Source organism: Streptomyces luteolifulvus (genome assembly GCF_008806595.1).
Lineage (GTDB): Bacteria > Actinomycetota > Actinomycetes > Streptomycetales > Streptomycetaceae > Streptomyces > Streptomyces luteolifulvus.
In genome coordinates, this window is sequence record NZ_VZRB01000009.1 from 203,152 (window position 1) to 220,235 (window position 17,084).

At 71.8% G+C, this 17,084-nt stretch carries 13 protein-coding genes; 5 read left to right on the plus strand and 8 right to left on the minus strand.

Annotated features, from left to right (window positions below):
* Positions 1-74: 74 nt before the first annotated feature.
* Positions 75-695 (minus strand): histidine phosphatase family protein, encoded by a 621-nt coding sequence (locus tag F7R91_RS16025; RefSeq protein ID WP_150949266.1) that lies wholly within the window; start codon positions 693-695, stop codon positions 75-77.
* A complete protein-coding gene (locus F7R91_RS16030; protein WP_150949269.1) occupies positions 692-2,158 on the minus strand; it encodes an FGGY-family carbohydrate kinase in 1,467 nt (488 codons plus the stop codon). The genes F7R91_RS16025 and F7R91_RS16030 overlap by 4 nt, the downstream gene beginning before the upstream one ends.
* A 163-nt stretch (positions 2,159-2,321) precedes the next feature.
* Between F7R91_RS16030 and F7R91_RS16035 the strand changes: the two genes are divergently transcribed.
* On the plus strand, positions 2,322-3,746 hold the full coding sequence (locus F7R91_RS16035) for an FGGY-family carbohydrate kinase (RefSeq protein ID WP_150949272.1): 1,425 nt from the start codon (positions 2,322-2,324) through the stop codon (positions 3,744-3,746).
* 12 nt (positions 3,747-3,758) lie between these two features.
* Positions 3,759-3,977 carry a hypothetical protein gene (locus F7R91_RS16040; protein WP_225320669.1) on the plus strand — a complete coding sequence of 73 codons (219 nt, stop codon included), beginning with the start codon at positions 3,759-3,761 and terminating at the stop codon, positions 3,975-3,977.
* Positions 3,978-4,014: 37 nt separating this feature from the next.
* Here F7R91_RS16040 and F7R91_RS16045 read toward each other — a convergent pair whose 3' ends face one another.
* Positions 4,015-4,659: a DsbA family protein gene (locus tag F7R91_RS16045; protein WP_150949274.1), complete on the minus strand. Its 645-nt coding sequence runs from the start codon at positions 4,657-4,659 to the stop codon at positions 4,015-4,017.
* 160 nt (positions 4,660-4,819) lie between these two features.
* Between F7R91_RS16045 and pepN the strand changes: the two genes are divergently transcribed.
* Positions 4,820-7,405 (plus strand): aminopeptidase N, encoded by a 2,586-nt coding sequence (gene pepN, locus F7R91_RS16050; RefSeq protein WP_150949278.1) that lies wholly within the window; start codon positions 4,820-4,822, stop codon positions 7,403-7,405.
* 361 nt (positions 7,406-7,766) lie between these two features.
* Positions 7,767-8,816, plus strand: a complete 1,050-nt coding sequence (locus F7R91_RS16055; protein WP_150949280.1) for a hypothetical protein — start codon at positions 7,767-7,769, stop codon at positions 8,814-8,816.
* A gap of 22 nt (positions 8,817-8,838) precedes the next feature.
* On the opposite strand, the gene F7R91_RS16060 is transcribed toward F7R91_RS16055, so the two are convergent.
* The 3 genes from F7R91_RS16060 to F7R91_RS16070 form a co-directional block, all read right to left on the minus strand.
* On the minus strand, positions 8,839-10,590 hold the full coding sequence (locus F7R91_RS16060; RefSeq protein ID WP_150949283.1) for a TIGR03767 family metallophosphoesterase: 1,752 nt from the start codon (positions 10,588-10,590) through the stop codon (positions 8,839-8,841).
* A 245-nt stretch (positions 10,591-10,835) separates the two neighbouring features.
* Entirely contained in the window at positions 10,836-11,540 is a 705-nt protein-coding gene (locus F7R91_RS42745; RefSeq protein ID WP_225320670.1) for a hypothetical protein, read from the minus strand.
* Positions 11,541-11,620: 80 nt separating this feature from the next.
* On the minus strand, positions 11,621-12,079 hold the full coding sequence (locus F7R91_RS16070) for an NUDIX hydrolase (RefSeq protein WP_150949285.1): 459 nt from the start codon (positions 12,077-12,079) through the stop codon (positions 11,621-11,623).
* Between the two features lie 235 nt (positions 12,080-12,314).
* On the opposite strand from F7R91_RS16070, the gene F7R91_RS16075 reads away from it, so the two are divergent.
* Positions 12,315-15,623: a S8 family serine peptidase gene (locus tag F7R91_RS16075; protein WP_150949287.1), complete on the plus strand. Its 3,309-nt coding sequence runs from the start codon at positions 12,315-12,317 to the stop codon at positions 15,621-15,623.
* 71 nt (positions 15,624-15,694) lie between these two features.
* Here the strand turns inward: F7R91_RS16075 and F7R91_RS16080 are convergent, their stop codons facing one another.
* Positions 15,695-16,426, minus strand: a complete 732-nt coding sequence (locus F7R91_RS16080) for a hypothetical protein (protein ID WP_150949289.1) — start codon at positions 16,424-16,426, stop codon at positions 15,695-15,697.
* A 1-nt stretch (position 16,427) separates the two neighbouring features.
* Positions 16,428-16,955 (minus strand): sigma-70 family RNA polymerase sigma factor, encoded by a 528-nt coding sequence (locus tag F7R91_RS16085; RefSeq protein ID WP_150949430.1) that lies wholly within the window; start codon positions 16,953-16,955, stop codon positions 16,428-16,430.
* Positions 16,956-17,084: the final 129 nt, after the last annotated feature.

A 17,084-nucleotide genomic window follows, 5' to 3' on the forward strand; every position in this document is an offset into this window, starting at 1 on the left:
TTCTCACCGTTCACCGGGCAGGCGGAGTAAAGGGGAGGCCCCGCGAGGACGTGACTCGCGGGGCCTCCCCCGTCCTAGAACTCGCCCGCCTCGCAAGGAACATTGAGCGAGACGAGCCCGGCCGACCGTCCCTCCATACGGAGTTCGCTTACGGCCGCGTTGCGCAGCTGCGGGAACACGCGGCGGTATTCACTCGGCGGGACGGACAGGAGTGTGCACAGCACCAGGCGGAGCAGGGTGTTGTGGGCGACGACCAGGACCCGTTCGCCGGGGTGGACGGCCGCGATGCGGCGCAGGGCGTCCGTGCCCCGGGCAGCCGCGGCCAGCGGGTCCTCGGCAGCGGGGAAGGGGTGGGCCACAGGGTCGGCGCGGAAGGCGGCGGCCCGCTCGGGGTCCTCGGCGGCGAACTCGGCGAGCGTACGGCCCTCCACCACCCCGAAGTCGCATTCCCGCAGGCCGGGTTCGCGGTGCGGGGTGAGCCCGAGAACGCGGCAGGCGGGCTCCGCGGTGACGACGGCCCGGGACACCGGGGAGGTCCAGATCGCATCCACGGGGTGAGCGGCGGCCCAGCGGCCGAGGGCCTCGGCCTGGGCGCGGCCGGTGTCGGTGAGGGGGACGTCGCTGACCCCGGCGTATCTGTTCTCGGCGTGCCAGACGGTCTGCCCATGGCGGGCCAGCAGCAGGGTCGTACTCATGAACCGGCAGTATCCCGGTCCAGCCGACCACGCGCGTGCGCCGCGACCGCTTCCGGGAGCCAGCCGCGCTGCTCCAGCTCGCCGACGAGGCGGGCGTACGGCTCGGCGAACAGTGCCGTTCGGCCGGGGCGGGGTTCGATGAGCGTGCGGATGTGGACCATGCGCTCGGCGGCGTCCGCGAGGGTCGGTGCCGTGCCCGTGCCGTAGGCGGCCAGCGCCGCCATGCCCAGGGCCGGTTCGGTCTGTTGCGGTACGCGGGCCGGGCGGCCGAGGATGTCGGCGCGCAGCTGGTTCCAGTACGCGCTGCGGGCGCCGCCCCCGGTGAAGGTGAGCGGCCCGGCCGTCGAGGCGCCCAGGTGGTGCAGGTAGTCGTGGCAGAGGCGCTCGGTGAGACCGACGCCCTGGAGCAGCGCGGCCCACCGGTCGGCGTCGGAGGCCGGCTCGCCGAGGACGAAGGCGCAGGCGTCCGGGGCCAGGAACGGGAACCGCTCGCCCCGCGACACCAGCGGGTAGGCGACCGCGCCGGACGGCTCGAACGCGGCCGCCCGTGCGTCCATCGCGGCCGGGTCGGCCCCGGCGAAGGCCGCCGTGAGCGCGCCCGCGCCCACGCTGGACGCCCCGCCGGGCAGCCAGGTCCCGTCCGGGGAACGATGGTTGTAGACCACGCCGCCCGCGTCCCGGACGGGCGCCGAGGAGGCCCCCTTGAGCACCAGGGTCGTACCGAGCACGGAGTTCCAGGCGCCGGGCCGCAGCGCTCCGGCGGCGATCTGCGCCGCGCAGCCGTCGGTCATCCCGGCGACGACGGGCGTGCCGGCCGGGATGCCGGTGGCTTCCGCGGCGGCCCGGCAGACCTCGCCGAGACGGGTGCCGGGTGGTACGACATCGGGCAGCACGTCCCCGGGCAGACCGGGGACGGACTCCGGCCAGGCGTCGCGCTCAAGGTCGTACGCCGTCTTCAGGGCATGGCTGGAGTCGGCCGGCACGGGTCTGCCGACGAGACGTGCGGTGATCACGTCGGGCTGGTGGGCGATCCGCCCGGGTCCATACGCGTCGAGGAGCCACAGCGCCTTCGGCAGCCCCCAGCTGTCCTGCACCCGCAGGCCCGCCGACCTGAGCCGTGCCGTGTGGGCCGACGCGCGCCCGTCGTCGTACATCAGCGCCGGGGTCAGCGGACGGCCGAAGCCGTCGGTGAGCAGCACCGTTCCGGACGTGCCGCACACCGCGAGGCCGCCGATCGGGACGGGCGGCCGGCCGGCGAGCGCGGCCCTGGACGCCCCACGTACCGCCTCCCACCAGGCGCCCGGGTCCTGCTCGTGCCGCACCGCGTCGCGGCGCCCGGCCAGGGGCACCGTTCCGGAACCGAGGACCTCGCCGTCCCCGCCGACGAGCAGCGCACGGACGCTCTGCGTGCCCAGGTCGATCCCCAGCCAGGCCATGTCCCCGCCCCCGTGCTCGTCCGCCATCCGCACCTCCCGCACGCCGCGCCCGGGCCGTGCACTGCCCTCTGTCCGGATCACTCTGCCCCGAAGGATTCGCCTGTGCGAGGGATTGACGCCCGACTTCTACCGTTCCACCCTCTGTTGACTGCGTACGGGCCCTGCGGATCGAAGACCTGAGGAGGCCGGCATGTACGTCGGGATCGACGTGGGCACGTCCGTGGTGAAGGCCGCGGCCTTCGACGGTACGGGCCGCGAACTGGCGGTCGCTGCCCGCCCGGTGGGCCTCGCCCTGCACGGCGGGTTCGCCGAGCAGGACATGGAGGAGGTGTACGGCTCCGTCGTCGCCGTTCTCGACGAGCTGACCTCGCGGAGGGCGGAGCCGGTCGAGCTGGCCGGGCTGACCGGGCAGGGCGACGGGGTGTGGCTGGTGGACCGGGAGGGCCGGCCGGTGCGCTCGGCGGTCTCCTGGATGGACGGCCGGGCGCACGAACTGCTCGACCAGTGGCTGGCGGACGGCACCGTCGAAACGGTGTTCCGCCGCACCGGGAGCACCATGTTCCCGGGCTGCCCGGGCCCGCTCCTCGCCTGGCTGGACAGCCATGAGCCGCAGTCGCTCGACGCGGCGGCCACGGCGCTCTACTGCAAGGACATGGTGTTCCGGCGTCTGACGGGCGCACCGGCGGCGACGGATGTCTCGGACGCGTCGATGCCGTTTCTCGACCCGAGGACGAGGACGTACGACAACGGCGTGGTGGAGCTGCTGGGCCTGACCCACCGCCGCGGACTGTTCGCCCCCGTCCACGACCGCCTGGCCACCGCACCGGCGCGCGGTGAGGGCCTGCCGCCCGGCACCCGGCTCTCGAACGGCCCCTACGATCTGCCGGCCTGCGCGCTCGGCGCGGGGGTCACCGCCGCGGGCGACGGGCTCCTCATCGTCGGCACCTGTCTGGCCGCCCTCGTCGCGACCACCGACCTCGACCTGTCCGGCGAGCCGGCCGGCCTGTACATCTCCACCGACCGGCCCGGCCACTGGCTGCGCGCCATGCCCGCCATGGTCGGCACGGCCGCGCTGGACTGGGTGCTGTCGACGACGGGCGTCCCGCACGAGGAGGTGGACGGTCTGCTCGACGCGACCCCGCCGGGCGCGCACGGGGTGCGTGTGCTGCCGTACTTCGCGCCCTCGGGCGAGCGCGCCCCCTTCGTGGCGCCCGGACTGCGCGCCGAACTCACCGGCATCTCCCTGGAGTCGACACGGGCCGACCTGGTGCGCGGGGTGTGCGAGGGCATCGGCTACGCGGCCCGCCACTGTCTGGAGGCGGCCGGCCTGACGGGCTCCCTCGCCGTCTGCGGCGGCGGCACCCGCAGCCCCGCCTGGATGCGGCTGCTCGCCGATGTGCTCGGACGGCCGCTCAGGGTCGTCGAGGGCGAGGTGGGCGCACGGGGCGCGGTGCTCGCGGCGGCCGAGCGCTACGGAGTCGCGCTGGAGACGTCGGCCTGGACACAGCCGACGGCGGTCGTCGAACCGGACGCCGGTCGGGCCGCGTACTACGCGAAGGGATACCAGGAGCACCTGCAGAAACTGGCCGGGGCCCGCGGCAGGATGCCGGGCTGAGCGGAGGAATGCGTGACCAAGTACCTGGACTGCCGCAACTGCGGCGGCATGCAGGACTTCCGTCCCCTGACGGCCGGCGAGAAGGCGGCCATCAGGGGACTCGTGGCAGGGGACTACGTGCACGACTACTGGCGCTGCACCGCCGTCGGTTGTCTGCGGTTCCAGCGCTGGTACAAGAAGGCCGACGGGGCGAGCCTGCCGGAGGAGTTCCGCATCCCCGCCCTGGAGTGACCCGGCGGACGGCTCAGAGCCTGTGTCACACAGGCTCTCAGAGGTTGCTGAAGTCCGGCCCCTTGGTCCGGGTCCGCTTGATCTCGTAGAAGCCGGGGACGGAGGCGACCGCGAGGGTGCCGTCCCAGAGTCGGGCCGCCTCCTCGCCCTTGGGGGCGGGCGTGACGACCGGGCCGAAGAAGGCGATCTCCTCGCCGGCGGGGCCGGGGACGGAGATGACCGGGGTACCGACCTCCTGGCCGACCTTGTCGATGCCCTCCTTGTGGGAGGCGCGCAGCTCGGCGTCGTAGGTGTCCTTGTCGCCGTACTCGATCAGGTCTGCGGGCAGATCCGCGTCGGCGAGTGCGGCGGCGATGCTGTCGCGGTTCACCCCGAGGCCCTCGTTGTGGAAGCGGGTGCCGAGCGCGGTGTAGAGCCTGCCGACCACATCGTCGCCGTGCAGCTGCTGGGCCGCGATCACCACCCGGACCGGCCACCAGGTCTTGCCGCCGGGCCGCATGTTCTCGGCGTAGGCCTCCGGCAGCTCGTCCAGCCTGCCCTCGTTGAGCACCGACAGGCTCATCACATGCCAGCGGACCTCGATGTCGCGGACCTTCTCCACCTCCAGAACCCAGCGGGAGGTCATCCAGGCCCAGGGGCACACCGGGTCGAACCAGAAGTCGACGGGGGTCTTCTCCGACATGTCTCTCCTCAAGAGGAACGCTTACCCGTATTCCGGTGAGAACGTCCAGGTCCACCCGGCCATTCCCTGGTGCCCCCTGTCAGGCGCACATGGCAGGATCGGTCCTGTTCAGCCGTCATCGGCAAGCCGTCCTTGCACGCGACCACGAGGGAGTGCACCCGTGCCCGGTGAGAATCTGTCCCGCGACGAGGCCCGGGAGCGGGCCGCCCTGCTGTCCGTCGACGGGTACGACGTGTCCCTGGACCTCAGGTCCGCCGTCGACGCCGGGGACGGCGATCCGCGCACCTTCCGCTCGGTCACCACGATCCGCTTCCGCTGCAACGAGCCGGGCGCGTCGAGCTTCGCGGACCTGATCGCGCCGAGCGTGACCGCCGTCTCGCTCAACGGCAAGGACCTCGACCCGAGCGAGGTCTTCGACGGCTCCCGGGTCGCCCTGGAGGACCTGGCCGCCGAGAACGAGCTGACCGTCGACGCCCAGTGCGCCTACTCCCGCACCGGTGAGGGCATGCACCGCTTCGTCGACCCCGAGGACGGCGAGGTCTACCTCTACACCCAGTACGAGCCCGCCGACTCCCGCCGCGTCTTCGCGGGCTTCGAGCAGCCCGACCTCAAGGCCCCCTTCCGCTTCGAGGTACGCGCCCCGGAGGGCTGGACGGTCTGGAGCAACGGGACCGGTGAACTCACCGACGGGGTGTGGCGGTTCGCGGAGACCAAGCCCATCTCCACCTACATCACCTGCGTGGTGGCGGGCCCGTACCACTACGTCACCGACTCCTACGAGCGGACCTTCGAGGACGGCACCCGCCTGGAGATCCCGCTCGGCGCCCTGTGCCGCAAGGGCCTCGCGCCCCACTTCGACGCCGACGACGTCTTCCTCGTCACCAAGCAGGGCCTGGACTTCTTCCACGACCACTTCGACTACCCGTACCCCTTCGGGAAGTACGACCAGGCGTTCGTGCCCGAGTACAACCTCGGCGCGATGGAGAACCCGGGCCTGGTGACCTTCCGGGAGGAGTTCATCTTCCGCGGGAAGGTCACGCAGGCGTCGTACGAGGGCCGGGCGAACGTCGTCCTGCACGAGATGGCCCATATGTGGTTCGGCGACCTCGTCACCATGGAGTGGTGGGACGACCTGTGGCTCAAGGAGTCCTTCGCCGACTTCATGGGCGCGTTCTCCCTGGTCGGCGCCACCCGCTTCGAGAACGGCTGGATCACCTTCGCCAACCGCCGCAAGGCATGGGCGTACCGCGCGGACCAGCTGCCCTCCACGCACCCGATCACGGCCGACATCCGCGACCTCCAGGACGCCAAGCTCAACTTCGACGGCATCACCTACGCGAAGGGCGCTTCCGTACTGAAGCAGCTCGTCGCGTACGTCGGCCAGGACGCGTTCCTGGAGGGCGCGCGGCGCTACTTCAAGCGGAACGCGTACGGCAACACCCGGCTGGGTGATCTGCTGTCGGTCCTTGAGGAGACCAGCGGCCGCGACATGGCGACGTGGGCGCGGGCGTGGCTGCAGACGGCCGGGGTCAACTCCCTCACCCCCCAGGTGCTGCTGGACACGGAGGGCCGGATCGCCGAGCTGGCGGTGCTTCAGGAGGCCGCCGAGTCCCACCCGGAGCTGCGCCCGCACCGGGTGGCCGTGGGGCTGTACCGGCGGGAGGACGACCGCGTGGTGCGGTACGCGCGGGCGGAGGTGGACGTCGACGGTCCGCGCACGGTCGTTCCGGAACTGGCCGGTGCCGAGGCGCCCGAGCTGGTTCTTGTCAACGACGACGACCTGACGTACTGCAAGATCCGCTTCGACGAGACCTCGCTGGAGACCCTGCGGGGTCACCTGGGTGACATCACCGACCCGCTCGCGCGGGCGCTGTGCTGGTCGGCACTGTGGAACCTCACCCGGGACGCACTGCTCCCGGCGCGGGACTTCGTGGACCTGGTGCTGCGGTGCGCCGGGCGCGAGTCGGAGATCGGTGTGCTGCAGATGCTGCACGCGTGGGCGAACTCCGCGCTGGTCAACTACGTGGCCGCGGACTGGCGGGAGACGGGCGGGCGGCTGCTGGCGCAGGGTGCGCTGCGGGAGCTGCGCGAGGCCGCTCCGGGCAGCGAGCACCAGCTGGCGTGGGCGCGCTTCTTCGCGACCACGGCCTCGGACCCGGCCGATCTGCGGCTGCTGCGGGACCTGCTGGAGGGCACGGAGAAGATCGAGGGGCTGGAGGTCGACCAGGAGCTGCGCTGGGCGTTCCTGGAGCCGCTGGCCTCCCACGGCGTCGCCGACGAGGCCGTGCTCGCGGCCGAACTCGCCCGTGACGACACGGCGTCCGGCAAGCGCCACCAGGTCCGCTGTCTCGCGGCCCGCCCGTCGGCGGCGGTGAAGGCGCAGGCCTGGGCGCAGGTGGTGGAGTCGGACGCGCTCTCCAACGCCCTGGTCGAGGCGACTCTCGCCGGCTTCGGCCGGCCGTCCCAGCGGGAGCTGCTCGCGCCGTACGCGGAGAAGTACTTCGCGGTGATCGAGCGGGTGTGGGCCGAACGGTCGATCCAGATCGCGATGCACATCGTCCAGGGCCTGTTCCCGTCCCTTCAGGACTCGCAGGCGACGCTGGACGCGACGGACGCCTGGCTCACGGCCCACGCGGACGCGCCCCCCGCGCTGCGCCGCCTGATCCTGGAGTCCCGCGACGACCTGGCCCGCTCCCTGCGCGGCCAGGCCCGCGATGCGGCGGCGGGCGCGGGGAAGCCGGCCTGACGCGGAGCGGGGGGAGCCGGCGAACGAGTCCGACGGCGCGATGCGGCCGGGCCGGGCGGGCCTGAGCTGTCCCGCCGGAGGTCCGGGACATGGTCCCGGACCTCTGGGACATGGTCCCGGCGGACACGAGCGGTCGCGGCGACGCACGCGCGGCGACCGCAGAATCCGCGGTGGACCCGTTCATCTACCAATGGGACGACCGGATCGGTTACGGAATCAGGGCATGCGGCGCCGTAACCCCCGAACGGACCAGGGGTTTTCGGCATCCGAACACCCGTCCTTTAGCGCAGGCTTGTCCAGGTTTGTCGACAGGCGTGTAACAGCGGTTAAAGGGCGGATCGGACGCGGGAATCTGCGGGTCATGAACCCCAACACCCCGCTCTCCCCCCGCCCCCTCCACCACCTCTCCGAGGTGTACCGCCGGGTGACGACGACGGCCCGGCTCCGCTCCGAGGGGGTCTCGGCCGCCGAGACGACCGAGCACTGCCGCCCCGGCGGCCCCTGGCAGCAGCTGCTGCCGGGGGTCTTCCTGCTCCACCCCGGGCCGCCGACCAGCGAGGAGCGGCTGCACGCGGTGCTGATCTACGCGGCGCGGGAGCGGACGGCCGGCGTGCCGGCCCAGCCGGGCGCACAGGGACCGCGCCGCCCGGTGTACCCGGAGACGATGATCACGGGCCTGGCCGCCCTCGCCCTCCACGGCTTCGACTCTGCCCCGTCCCTGCTCGCCCTGGACCGGATCGACGTCCTCGTCCCCCGGCTGCGCCGCCTGCGCTCGACCGGCTGCGCGCACATCATCCGTGCGGCCGATCTGCCCGTCCCGGAGCAGGTCACCGGTCTGCCGGTGGCCCCGGTCCCGCGCGCCCTGGCCGACGCGGTGGCCGAACCGGGGGACGCGGACGCCGTACGCGGCCTGCTGACCGAGGCCGTACGCGCGGGGCACTGTGAACCCGCGGCAGTGGTACGGGAGTTGGCGCAGGCGAAGCTGCTGAGCCACCCCCATGTCGTGGACGCGGTGGATTCCCTGCTGGCCGAGAGCCGCGCCCTCGCGGAGGACCGTCTGTACCGGATGGTGCGCGAGCACGGTCTGCCGGACCCGGTCTGGAACGTGGACCTGCGCCTGCCCGGAGGCCCGCACCTCGGCGGCCTGGACGCGTACTGGCCGGAGCACGCGGTGGCCCTCGAACTGGACACCCGCACCCCCCGCTCGGGCGACCGGCAGGAGGACGACGCCGTGACGTCGGAGTACGCCCGCAAGCGCGAGCATCTGGAGCGGCTGGGTATCACGGTCGTCCACATCACACCGCGAAAGCTCCGCGACACCATGGAACAGCAGGCGACGGTGGTCCGTACGGCGCTGATGGCGTCCTGCGACCGTGACCCGGCCGCATATGTCGTCGTCCTGCCCCGCTAGCGTCGGCGGGCCGCCGCGGCTTTCAGCCCTTCTTCAGGAGCAGTTCCGTATTGCGGTCCCCCGCGTCGCCCGCGAGGTCCGTGCGGGCGCCCGGGGCGTTGAAGGAGATCTCGCGGTAGAGGGCGGCCAGGCCGGTCTGGGAGAGGTCGGCGAAGTCCGTGCGGTGCGGGGCAGAGGACTCCACGAGCGTGGTGAAGATCGACAGTGTGCCGTCCTTGTTGTCCACCAGCTCGATGACGCGGGCGAGCTGCGGGTGGTCGACGTGGGAGGCGGTGGAGATCTCCCAGAAGGAGCGGCCGGACGCGCCCGGGTGCGGGGTGATGTCATTGCGGTGGATGTGGCCGTTCACCCAGGCGACGACATGGGGGTGCCGGCCGAGCACGGCGAGGACCTCGTCGCCGTTGTGCCGGCGCTCGCCGGGGCGGGCCGGGTCCGGGCGGGTGTTGTCCATCGTCTTGCTGGTGTGGTGGCTGAAGACGACGGCGTGCGAGTCCTTGTTGTCCCGCAGGGTCCGGTCCAGCCACCTCAACTGGGCGGTGCCGATGGAGCCTTCGTAGTGGCCGCCGGGGTCGGTGGTGTCGAGGCTGATGCCGATGACGTCGTCGGCGATGCGGAAGGTGTAGTACTGGGTGCCGGCGGCGAGGTTGGCGGTGGAGTAGCCGTGGCCGACCGGGCCCACGCCCCGGTACGCCGGGTCGAGGTGGGCCTTGATGTACTCGGCGGGGGTGTAGGGGGCGCGCCGCTCGTCGGGCGTGACCGAACGCATGTCGCGGGTGTGGGCCTTGAGCAGGTCCCGGAACGCGATGCCCTTGGGGTCCGAGGCGTTCTTGATGGCGGTCTGGAGCTTCTTGGCCTCCGCCGCGGACAGGCTCATCAGCTTCTTGCCGCCGACGGCGTATTCGGCGAGCCAGGAGTCGCCGTGGCCGTAGCAGCCGAGCGGCATGGCGTCGTGGTTGCCGACCGTGGAGTACCAGGGCAGGTTGAGGCCGGGGCTGTTCAGCTCACGGACGGCGGCCGCGAGGAAGCCCTGCAGACGCGGGAAACCGCGCTGCTTGTCGGCGTCGCGGAGGGCGGAGTCGGGGTTCCAGAACTGCTTGATGCCGCTGTTCTGGACGCCCTCGTAGTGGCGCGGGTCCCCGGAGTTGGGGGTGATCCGGCCGCCGCTCATGACCTTGAGGAACCACTCGAGCTCGGTCTTGGCGTTGTTGTCCGTGTTGTCGCCGGTGGTCATGGCGAAGTGGAGCGGGGCACCGGTGACGGGGGCGCCCAGCAGCGCGTTGACCCGCTCCACCAGCGAGATCGCGCCGGGCACGCTGAGCGCCTCGTGCGGCCGCCAGGCGTGTACGTCCGTGGAGCGCAGGTACTCCAGACGCATCGGGTGCTGGGTGTCCATGATGTGCAGGTCGGTCAGCTGCACGAACGCGGCGAGCGCGGTGCGGCGGCCGGCGCGGCCGGACTTGGGCGCGGCCAGTTCGGCGCGGACCTTGCGGCTCCAGCCGGCACCGTCGCCGAGGCGCCGGTAACCGGTGCTCGTACGCGGGGCGGCGACGGAGGCGAGCGTGGTGCCGCGGGTGTACGGGGCGAGCGGCGCGGCCGGCGCCCTGCGCGATTGGGCCACGGGGGCCTCCCCCGCGGACGGTGTCGCGGCCTGGCTGTCGGTGGGCCGCAGGGCGTATCCGACGCCCGCTGAGACGGACACGGCGGCGGTGGCGGCGAGGACGGAACGGCGGTTGACCCCCAGCACGGAGCTGGCGACAGAGCGTGTGCGCGACATGGCGCGATCTCCCCGAGTACGAACTGCGTCGGCAGTGGCCGCGGTTCGGTCGCCGCACATCACTGCCGCGAACTTCCCGCTCGTACTGGATCGTTGGCACCGGGAATGACCTGCACGTAAACGAGACGGCAACGCGCAGCGCCGATCACCGTACGTGGATCTCCGCTCCCCCTGCCCCGCCATGGACCGCTCTCCGGGCAGTCCGGGGGTGGTTACGCCGCGTTCATGTTCGCGGGTAGGGGGCGCTAGTCCACACCGCTCGATGCGATGTCCAGGGGACTGGGCGGACTCTCGGTGCCCGGCTGTGCGGTCACCGTGAATCCGGCCTTCGTCCCGTTGTAGATCCTGACCGCCTCGGCGGCGGCCTTCTGCTGGTACCAGGTGTTGATCTGGTACGTCATACGGTCCACGGTGAAGCCGAGCAGACGGGCGTGCCACTGGACGCCCTTCAGCGTGAAGGTGTACTCCCACACAACAGCCGGATTGCCCCGGAATGTCGTCTCCGCCAGTCGGATCCTCCGGTAGTCCTCGCCCTGATGGGCGTTCGCCTCCGACGTGCGCCAGGTTTTCAGGAGGTTGCCCTTCCGCACGGCGGACGAGGCCGCGAGTCCCTGGGTGCCGTCAGGGGACGTGTAGTGCACCTCCCCCGCGCTCTGCACGGCGCGTCGCCATCCCCCGGGTGTCGCCCACGCGAATCCGCCCGTCTCCTGGCGCAGGCTCACTGACGGACTCGGCAGTGCGCTCGGGGTCACCTGGCGACCCGGCGGGTTCACCGCCCTGCCACCGGACAGATACACCGAGACGCCGAGGACAGTGACGAAGGCGAGGACCGCGACCAGCACGTAACCGACGGCCGCGCCACGGCTCCTGGACGGCGGTCCGGGGGTGCCGACGTCAATCGTCGGGTCGAGCGTGTAATGAAGGGTGGACGCCGGAGGGGCCTCGGCCACCGCCGACTGCTCCGGGGACGCCGCCCCGGCCGGGTGCTGCCCCCTTGCGGGAGCAGAACGGCATCCAGAGCCGGACCGTGCTAATTGTGGACGTCCGGCGCCCGTCCCGCCGGCGGCCGTTCACGCCACAGGCGCAGGCCCGTGTCGACCAGGGGTACCCGCGGCAGGGCGGGAACGGTGGCCAGGTCGTGCCAGTCGGCCATGTCCGTCGAGCCGCCGATCTCGTTGCGCAGTTCGCCGCCGGTGATCCGGCCCTCGTAGAGGAGGCGTACGCCGTGGTGGTCGACGGTGCGGCCGAAGCGGCCGGGGACGGTGTGGCGGCGGGAGTCCACGCCGAGCAGACCGGTGGCCTCGATGCGGTAGCCGGTCTCCTCCTCCACCTCCCGCAGGACCGTGTCGTGGGGGTCCTCGCCGTGCTCCATGCCGCCGCCGGGAAGGGACCATTCGGGCATACCGCCGGCACCGCGCCAGCGGGCGAGCAGGACCTGTCCGTCGCGGACGCATAGGGCGTAGGCCGCCACCCTGAGCTTCTTGCGCACACCAGGACGATAGGACCTGACCCGGGCCTCACTCCTCACCTTTCGGGACTCATCCCCCTAAAGCCCACCGGGGGTTTTCCCCATACATCCATTTCGTTTCGGTCAACTCTCCCCAAGTACCTGTCTCTTGGGTAAGGCTGTGCGATCGTCCGGGGTCGGATACCGGACGACCCGCGACCCTGGGTCGATCGACCCGGTCGCTCGACGCACGTTCCTTTACCTACAAGGGATGCCGATGACCCTCACCCCTCAGCGTGACCATGAAACGGGCGCGAGACGTGTGGCCCGGATCGCGGTGGCCGCCGGCCTCGTGGCCGCGCTCTCCGCCGCGGGGCCGATACCCATGGCCTTCTCCGCGGGCAACGACAGCGGAGCCGCCGACCCGGGCGCCAAGTCCGCGACCGCCAAGCTCGGTTCGGACGACGCCGGCCTGCTCGCCGAAGCCAAGGCCGCCGGCGACAAGAACGTCACGATGATGGTCGCGACCGCTCCCGGGCAGACCGAGCAGGTCGCCGAGAAGCTGGACGCCGTCAAGGGCGGCTCCGTGGGCCGCACCTACGACAAGCTCGGGTACGTTCGCGCCACCGTCCCGACCTCGAAGGCGGACTCGGCCATCGCCGCCGCCGCGAAGCTCTCCTCCGTGCACGGCATCGACCTGCGGCAGGACATCCCGCTGGACGACCCGACGCCGAGCGCCGACCGCGCGAAGGGCGCCGCCTCCGCCACCACCGCGACGACCTACCCCGCGCCCGGCAAGAAGACCCCGGCCGAGAACCCGTACAACCCGTCCTTCGAGACGGGTGCCGTGGACTTCGTCGAGGACCACCCGAAGGCGGACGGCCGCGGCGTCACCATCGGCATCCTCGACTCGGGTGTGGACCTCGGCCACCCGGCGCTGCAGAAGACCACCACCGGTGAGCGGAAGATCGTCGACTGGGTGACGGCGACCGACCCGATCCTGGACAGCGACGCGACCTGGCGTCCGATGGTCTCGTCCGTGTCGGGCCCGGCGTTCACCTACGGCGGCAAGTCCTGGACGGCGCCCGCGGGGTCGTACCAGATCAGCCTGTTCCGCGAGTCCGCCACCACGGGCGGCGACGCCAAGGGCGACGCGAACCGCGACGGCGACACGACCGACACCTGGGGCGTGCTGTACGACGCGGCCGCCGGGACGGTCCGGGTCGACCTGAACAACAACTACGACTTCGCTGACGACGAGCCGATGAAGCCGTACAAGGACGGCTTCCAGATCGGCTATTTCGGCACCGACAACCCCTCGACCGATGTCGTCGAGCGCCAGCCGTTCGTCGTGGAGATCCGCAAGGACGTCCCGATGGACCCGTTCGGCGGTGACTGGGTCGGCAAGAAGGCCGACTTCGTCAACATCGGCGTCATCGAGTCCGAGCACGGCACCCACGTCGCCGGCATCACCGCCGCCAACAGCCTGTTCGGCGGCAGGATGAACGGCGCGGCCCCGGGCGCGAAGATCGTCTCGTCCCGGGCCTGCACCTGGACCGGCGGCTGCACCAACGTCGCGCTCACCGAGGGCATGATCGACCTCGTGGTCAACCGCGGTGTCGACATCGTCAATATGTCGATCGGCGGCCTGCCCGCGCTGAACGACGGCAACAACGCGCGCGCCGAGCTGTACACGCGTCTGATCGACACCTACGGTGTCCAGCTCGTGATCTCCGCGGGCAACTCCGGCCCCGGCGCCAACACCATCGGCGACCCGGGTCTGGCCGACAAGGTGATCTCGGTCGGCGCGTCCATCTCCAAGGAGACCTGGGCCTCCAACTACGGCTCGCAGGTGGAGAAGAGCTACGCGATGCTGCCCTTCTCCTCGCGCGGTCCGCGTGAGGACGGCGGCTTCACGCCGACGCTGTCCGCGCCGGGCGCCTCCATCAACACCACGCAGACCTGGCTGCCGGGCTCCCCGGTCGCCGAGGCGGGCTACTCGCTGCCGGCCGGCTACTCGATGCTCCAGGGCACCTCGATGGCCTCCCCGCAGGCCGCGGGCGCGTCCGCGCTGCTGCTGAGCGCCGCAAAGCGGAAGGGCATGGAGCTCACCCCGGCGACCCTGCGCACGGCCCTGACCTCGACCGCCGACCACATCAGCGGTGTGCAGGCCTATGCCGAGGGTGCCGGCCTCATCGACATCGTGGACGCCTGGGACGCCATCAAGGACGGCGCCACCGCGCACGACTACACCGTCAAGGCGCCGGTCGACACCGCGATCGACTACGCGCTGAAGACGCCGGGCTTCGGCACCGGCCTCTACGACCGTGAGGGCGGCCTCAAGGCCGGCGTGAAGAAGTCGTACGAGATCACGGTCACGCGTACGTCCGGCGCCGACAAGGCCATCCGGCACGAGCTGAACTTCGAGAACAACGCCGCCGGCACCTTCCGGATCGTCGGCAAGGACGAGATCAGCCTCGGGCTGAACAAGCCGGTCACCGTCAAGGTCACCGCGCAGTCGCCCACGGCCGGTCTGAAGAGCGCGATCCTCGAGGTCGACGACCCGAGGACCGAGGGCGTCGACAAGCAGATCCTGACCACGGTCGTGGTCTCCGCGCCGCTGAAGTACACCTTCTCGGCGTCGAACACCGTGCAGCGCAACAGCTCGAAGTCGTACTTCGTGACCGTGCCCGAGGGCGCCAGGTCGCTGGAGGTCGCGATCGGCGGGCTGAAGGGCAAGAGCCAGACCCGGTTCATCGCCATCCACCCGTACGGCGTTCCGGTCGACAGCACCTCGACCCCGAACTGCTACAACAACTACCTCGACGGCAACGGCTGCAGGCCCGACGTGCGTGCGTACGCGGACCCGCAGCCCGGCGTCTGGGAGATCGAGGTCGAGTCACGCCGTACGTCGCCGCTGCTCGACAACCCGTACAAGCTGGACGTCACCGTCCTCGGCGCGGCCTTCGACCCGGAGGTCGTGACGGTGCCCGAGGCCAAGGTCGGCACCCCGGCCGACGCCTCCTGGAAGGTGACGAACGGCTTCGCCGCGATCGACGGCAAGCTGGTCGGCGGCCCGCTCGGCTCGTCCAAGACGGCCCGTCCGTCCATCAAGGAGGGCGAGACCCAGACCACCACGGTCGAGGTCCCGGCCGGTGCCAAGTCCCTCGACGTCGCCATCGGCAAGCCCTCCGACGCCTCCGCGGACCTGGACCTGACGGTCTTCGACGCGAGCGGCAAGCAGGTCGGCCAGTCCGCCGACGGTGACTCGGAGGAGGCCGTGTCCGTGGCCAACCCGGCCGCCGGTACGTACACCATCGAGGTCGTCGGCTACGCGGTCCCGGCCGGCTCCACGGAGTACGACTACCGGGACGTGTTCTTCTCCTCGGCCCTCGGCACCGTCAGCGTCGACGAGTCGACGCCGGTGAAGCTCGGCACGGGTCAGTCGGCGAACGTAGCGGCCAGTGTCACCGCCGCGGCCCCCGCGCCGGAGGGCCGTGAGTTCTTCGGCCAGGTCCAGCTGGTGAACGCGCGCGGCTCGGTCGCGGGCATCGGCAGCGTGAAGATCGAGAAGGTCACACCGTAGCCGTGGGCATACGGCAGCCGTAGTCGTACGGCGGCGAGGGGCGGGCGTCCGGCAGGGCGCCCGCCCCTTGGTCATCCGCCGGTGTACCCGTCGCACGCCGGCGCCGGAGACTCGGTCACCGCCCCGGTGAGCCAGGCCCGCTCGTCGGCGATCTCCCGGTTGCCGACGGCCCACAGGTCCGGAGCGGTCGCCCGGCGCTGGATGCCGATGAGGATGTGGTCGCCCTTGCGGACCGGGGGCGCCGTTTCCTCGTCCCGCACGAAGGTGAGCACGTCCTTGCCCCTGTCCGGCTTGTAGTAGCGGGTCACGCGCAGGGTGACCCGCTCCCGGCCGGGTTCGCCGGGCAGCGGCTCGATCGCCGTGATCGTGCCCTCGACCACGAGCCGGGCGCAGGCGAGGTATCCGGGGGCGGCCTGGGAGGCGTTGCTGTCGGCGGCGCTCTTGCTGCCGGCGCCGCTGTCGGCACTGCCGGCGCCGATGCCGCTGCCGGCCTGGACGACCAGCCACCCCAGTCCCGAGGCCAGGACCGCGGCGACGGCCACGCCGACCGTGCGGACGGCGAGGGTGAAGGGCCGCCGCCGGGGCCGTGGTGTCCGTACCGGAGCCGGTTCCGCGACCGGTGGGGGTTCCTGGAGCGCGGCCGCGATGATCCCCAACTGTTCCCGCAGCAGCGCCACATCGGCCACGGCGGAGCGGTGCTCGGCCAGGAAGGCGGCGTCCTCGCGGGCCTTGGGCGGCAGCCCCTCGCCGGTGATCGCGGCCATCAGCGCGTCACCGTCGTACGTCTCGTGTCCGGCGGTCATGTCACACCACCTCGTCCTCGTGCAGGCGGGTGTGCAGGGCCCGTACCGCCGTGTGCAGCCTGCTCTTGACCGTGCCCTCCGGGACGCCGAGCTCCTCGGCGATCGAGCGGACCGGCAGGTCGGCGAAGAAGCGCAGGACGAGGACCTGGCGCTGGGAGTCGGGCAGCTCGTCGAGTCCCTGGGCGACGGCGACGGAGAGCACGCTGGTGTCCTCGCCCGAGGGGTGCTCCAGCTGGCGCAGGGAGGCGAGACGCTCACCGATCCGCTCCTGGCGGCGTTTGGCCCGGTGCCAGTCCATGGCCAGGTTGGAGGCGACGACGGCCGCCCACGCGGAGACGTCGCGCGGTGCCTCGTACCCCTTCGCCGCCCGCTCCAGCAGCCGCAGACGGACCTGCTGCACCCCGTCCGGCAGGTCCGCCTGCGGCACTCCGCCCAGTGCGAGCACCGCCCGCACCCGGCGTTCCTGAGCCGCGTCCAGAGGATCACCGTGATCGTCCTGCTGGACACGGCGGGCCTTTCTGCGCAGCACAAGCCACCCCCTCACCGCGTTTCTTCTACGACGCCGCAGCGCCCGGAAACGTTCACCCGGATCTCCGGGAGTCTCGCCGAGGCGTACGTCACACCCGTCGCCCGGGGCAGCACAGCTTGCGGCACGAGG

Bases quoted from the DNA above. Each gene is read 5' to 3' on its own strand.
- F7R91_RS16025 (WP_150949266.1), bottom strand. From the start codon at position 695: ATGAGTACGACCCTGCTGCTGGCCCGCCATGGGCAGACCGTCTGGCAC.
- F7R91_RS16030 (WP_150949269.1), bottom strand. From the start codon at position 2,158: ATGGCGGACGAGCACGGGGGCGGGGACATGGCCTGGCTGGGGATCGAC.
- F7R91_RS16035 (WP_150949272.1), top strand. From the start codon at position 2,322: ATGTACGTCGGGATCGACGTGGGCACGTCCGTGGTGAAGGCCGCGGCC.
- F7R91_RS16045 (WP_150949274.1), bottom strand. From the start codon at position 4,659: ATGTCGGAGAAGACCCCCGTCGACTTCTGGTTCGACCCGGTGTGCCCC.
- F7R91_RS16055 (WP_150949280.1), top strand. From the start codon at position 7,767: ATGAACCCCAACACCCCGCTCTCCCCCCGCCCCCTCCACCACCTCTCC.
- F7R91_RS16060 (WP_150949283.1), bottom strand. From the start codon at position 10,590: ATGTCGCGCACACGCTCTGTCGCCAGCTCCGTGCTGGGGGTCAACCGC.
- F7R91_RS16075 (WP_150949287.1), top strand. From the start codon at position 12,315: ATGACCCTCACCCCTCAGCGTGACCATGAAACGGGCGCGAGACGTGTG.
- F7R91_RS16080 (WP_150949289.1), bottom strand. From the start codon at position 16,426: ATGACCGCCGGACACGAGACGTACGACGGTGACGCGCTGATGGCCGCG.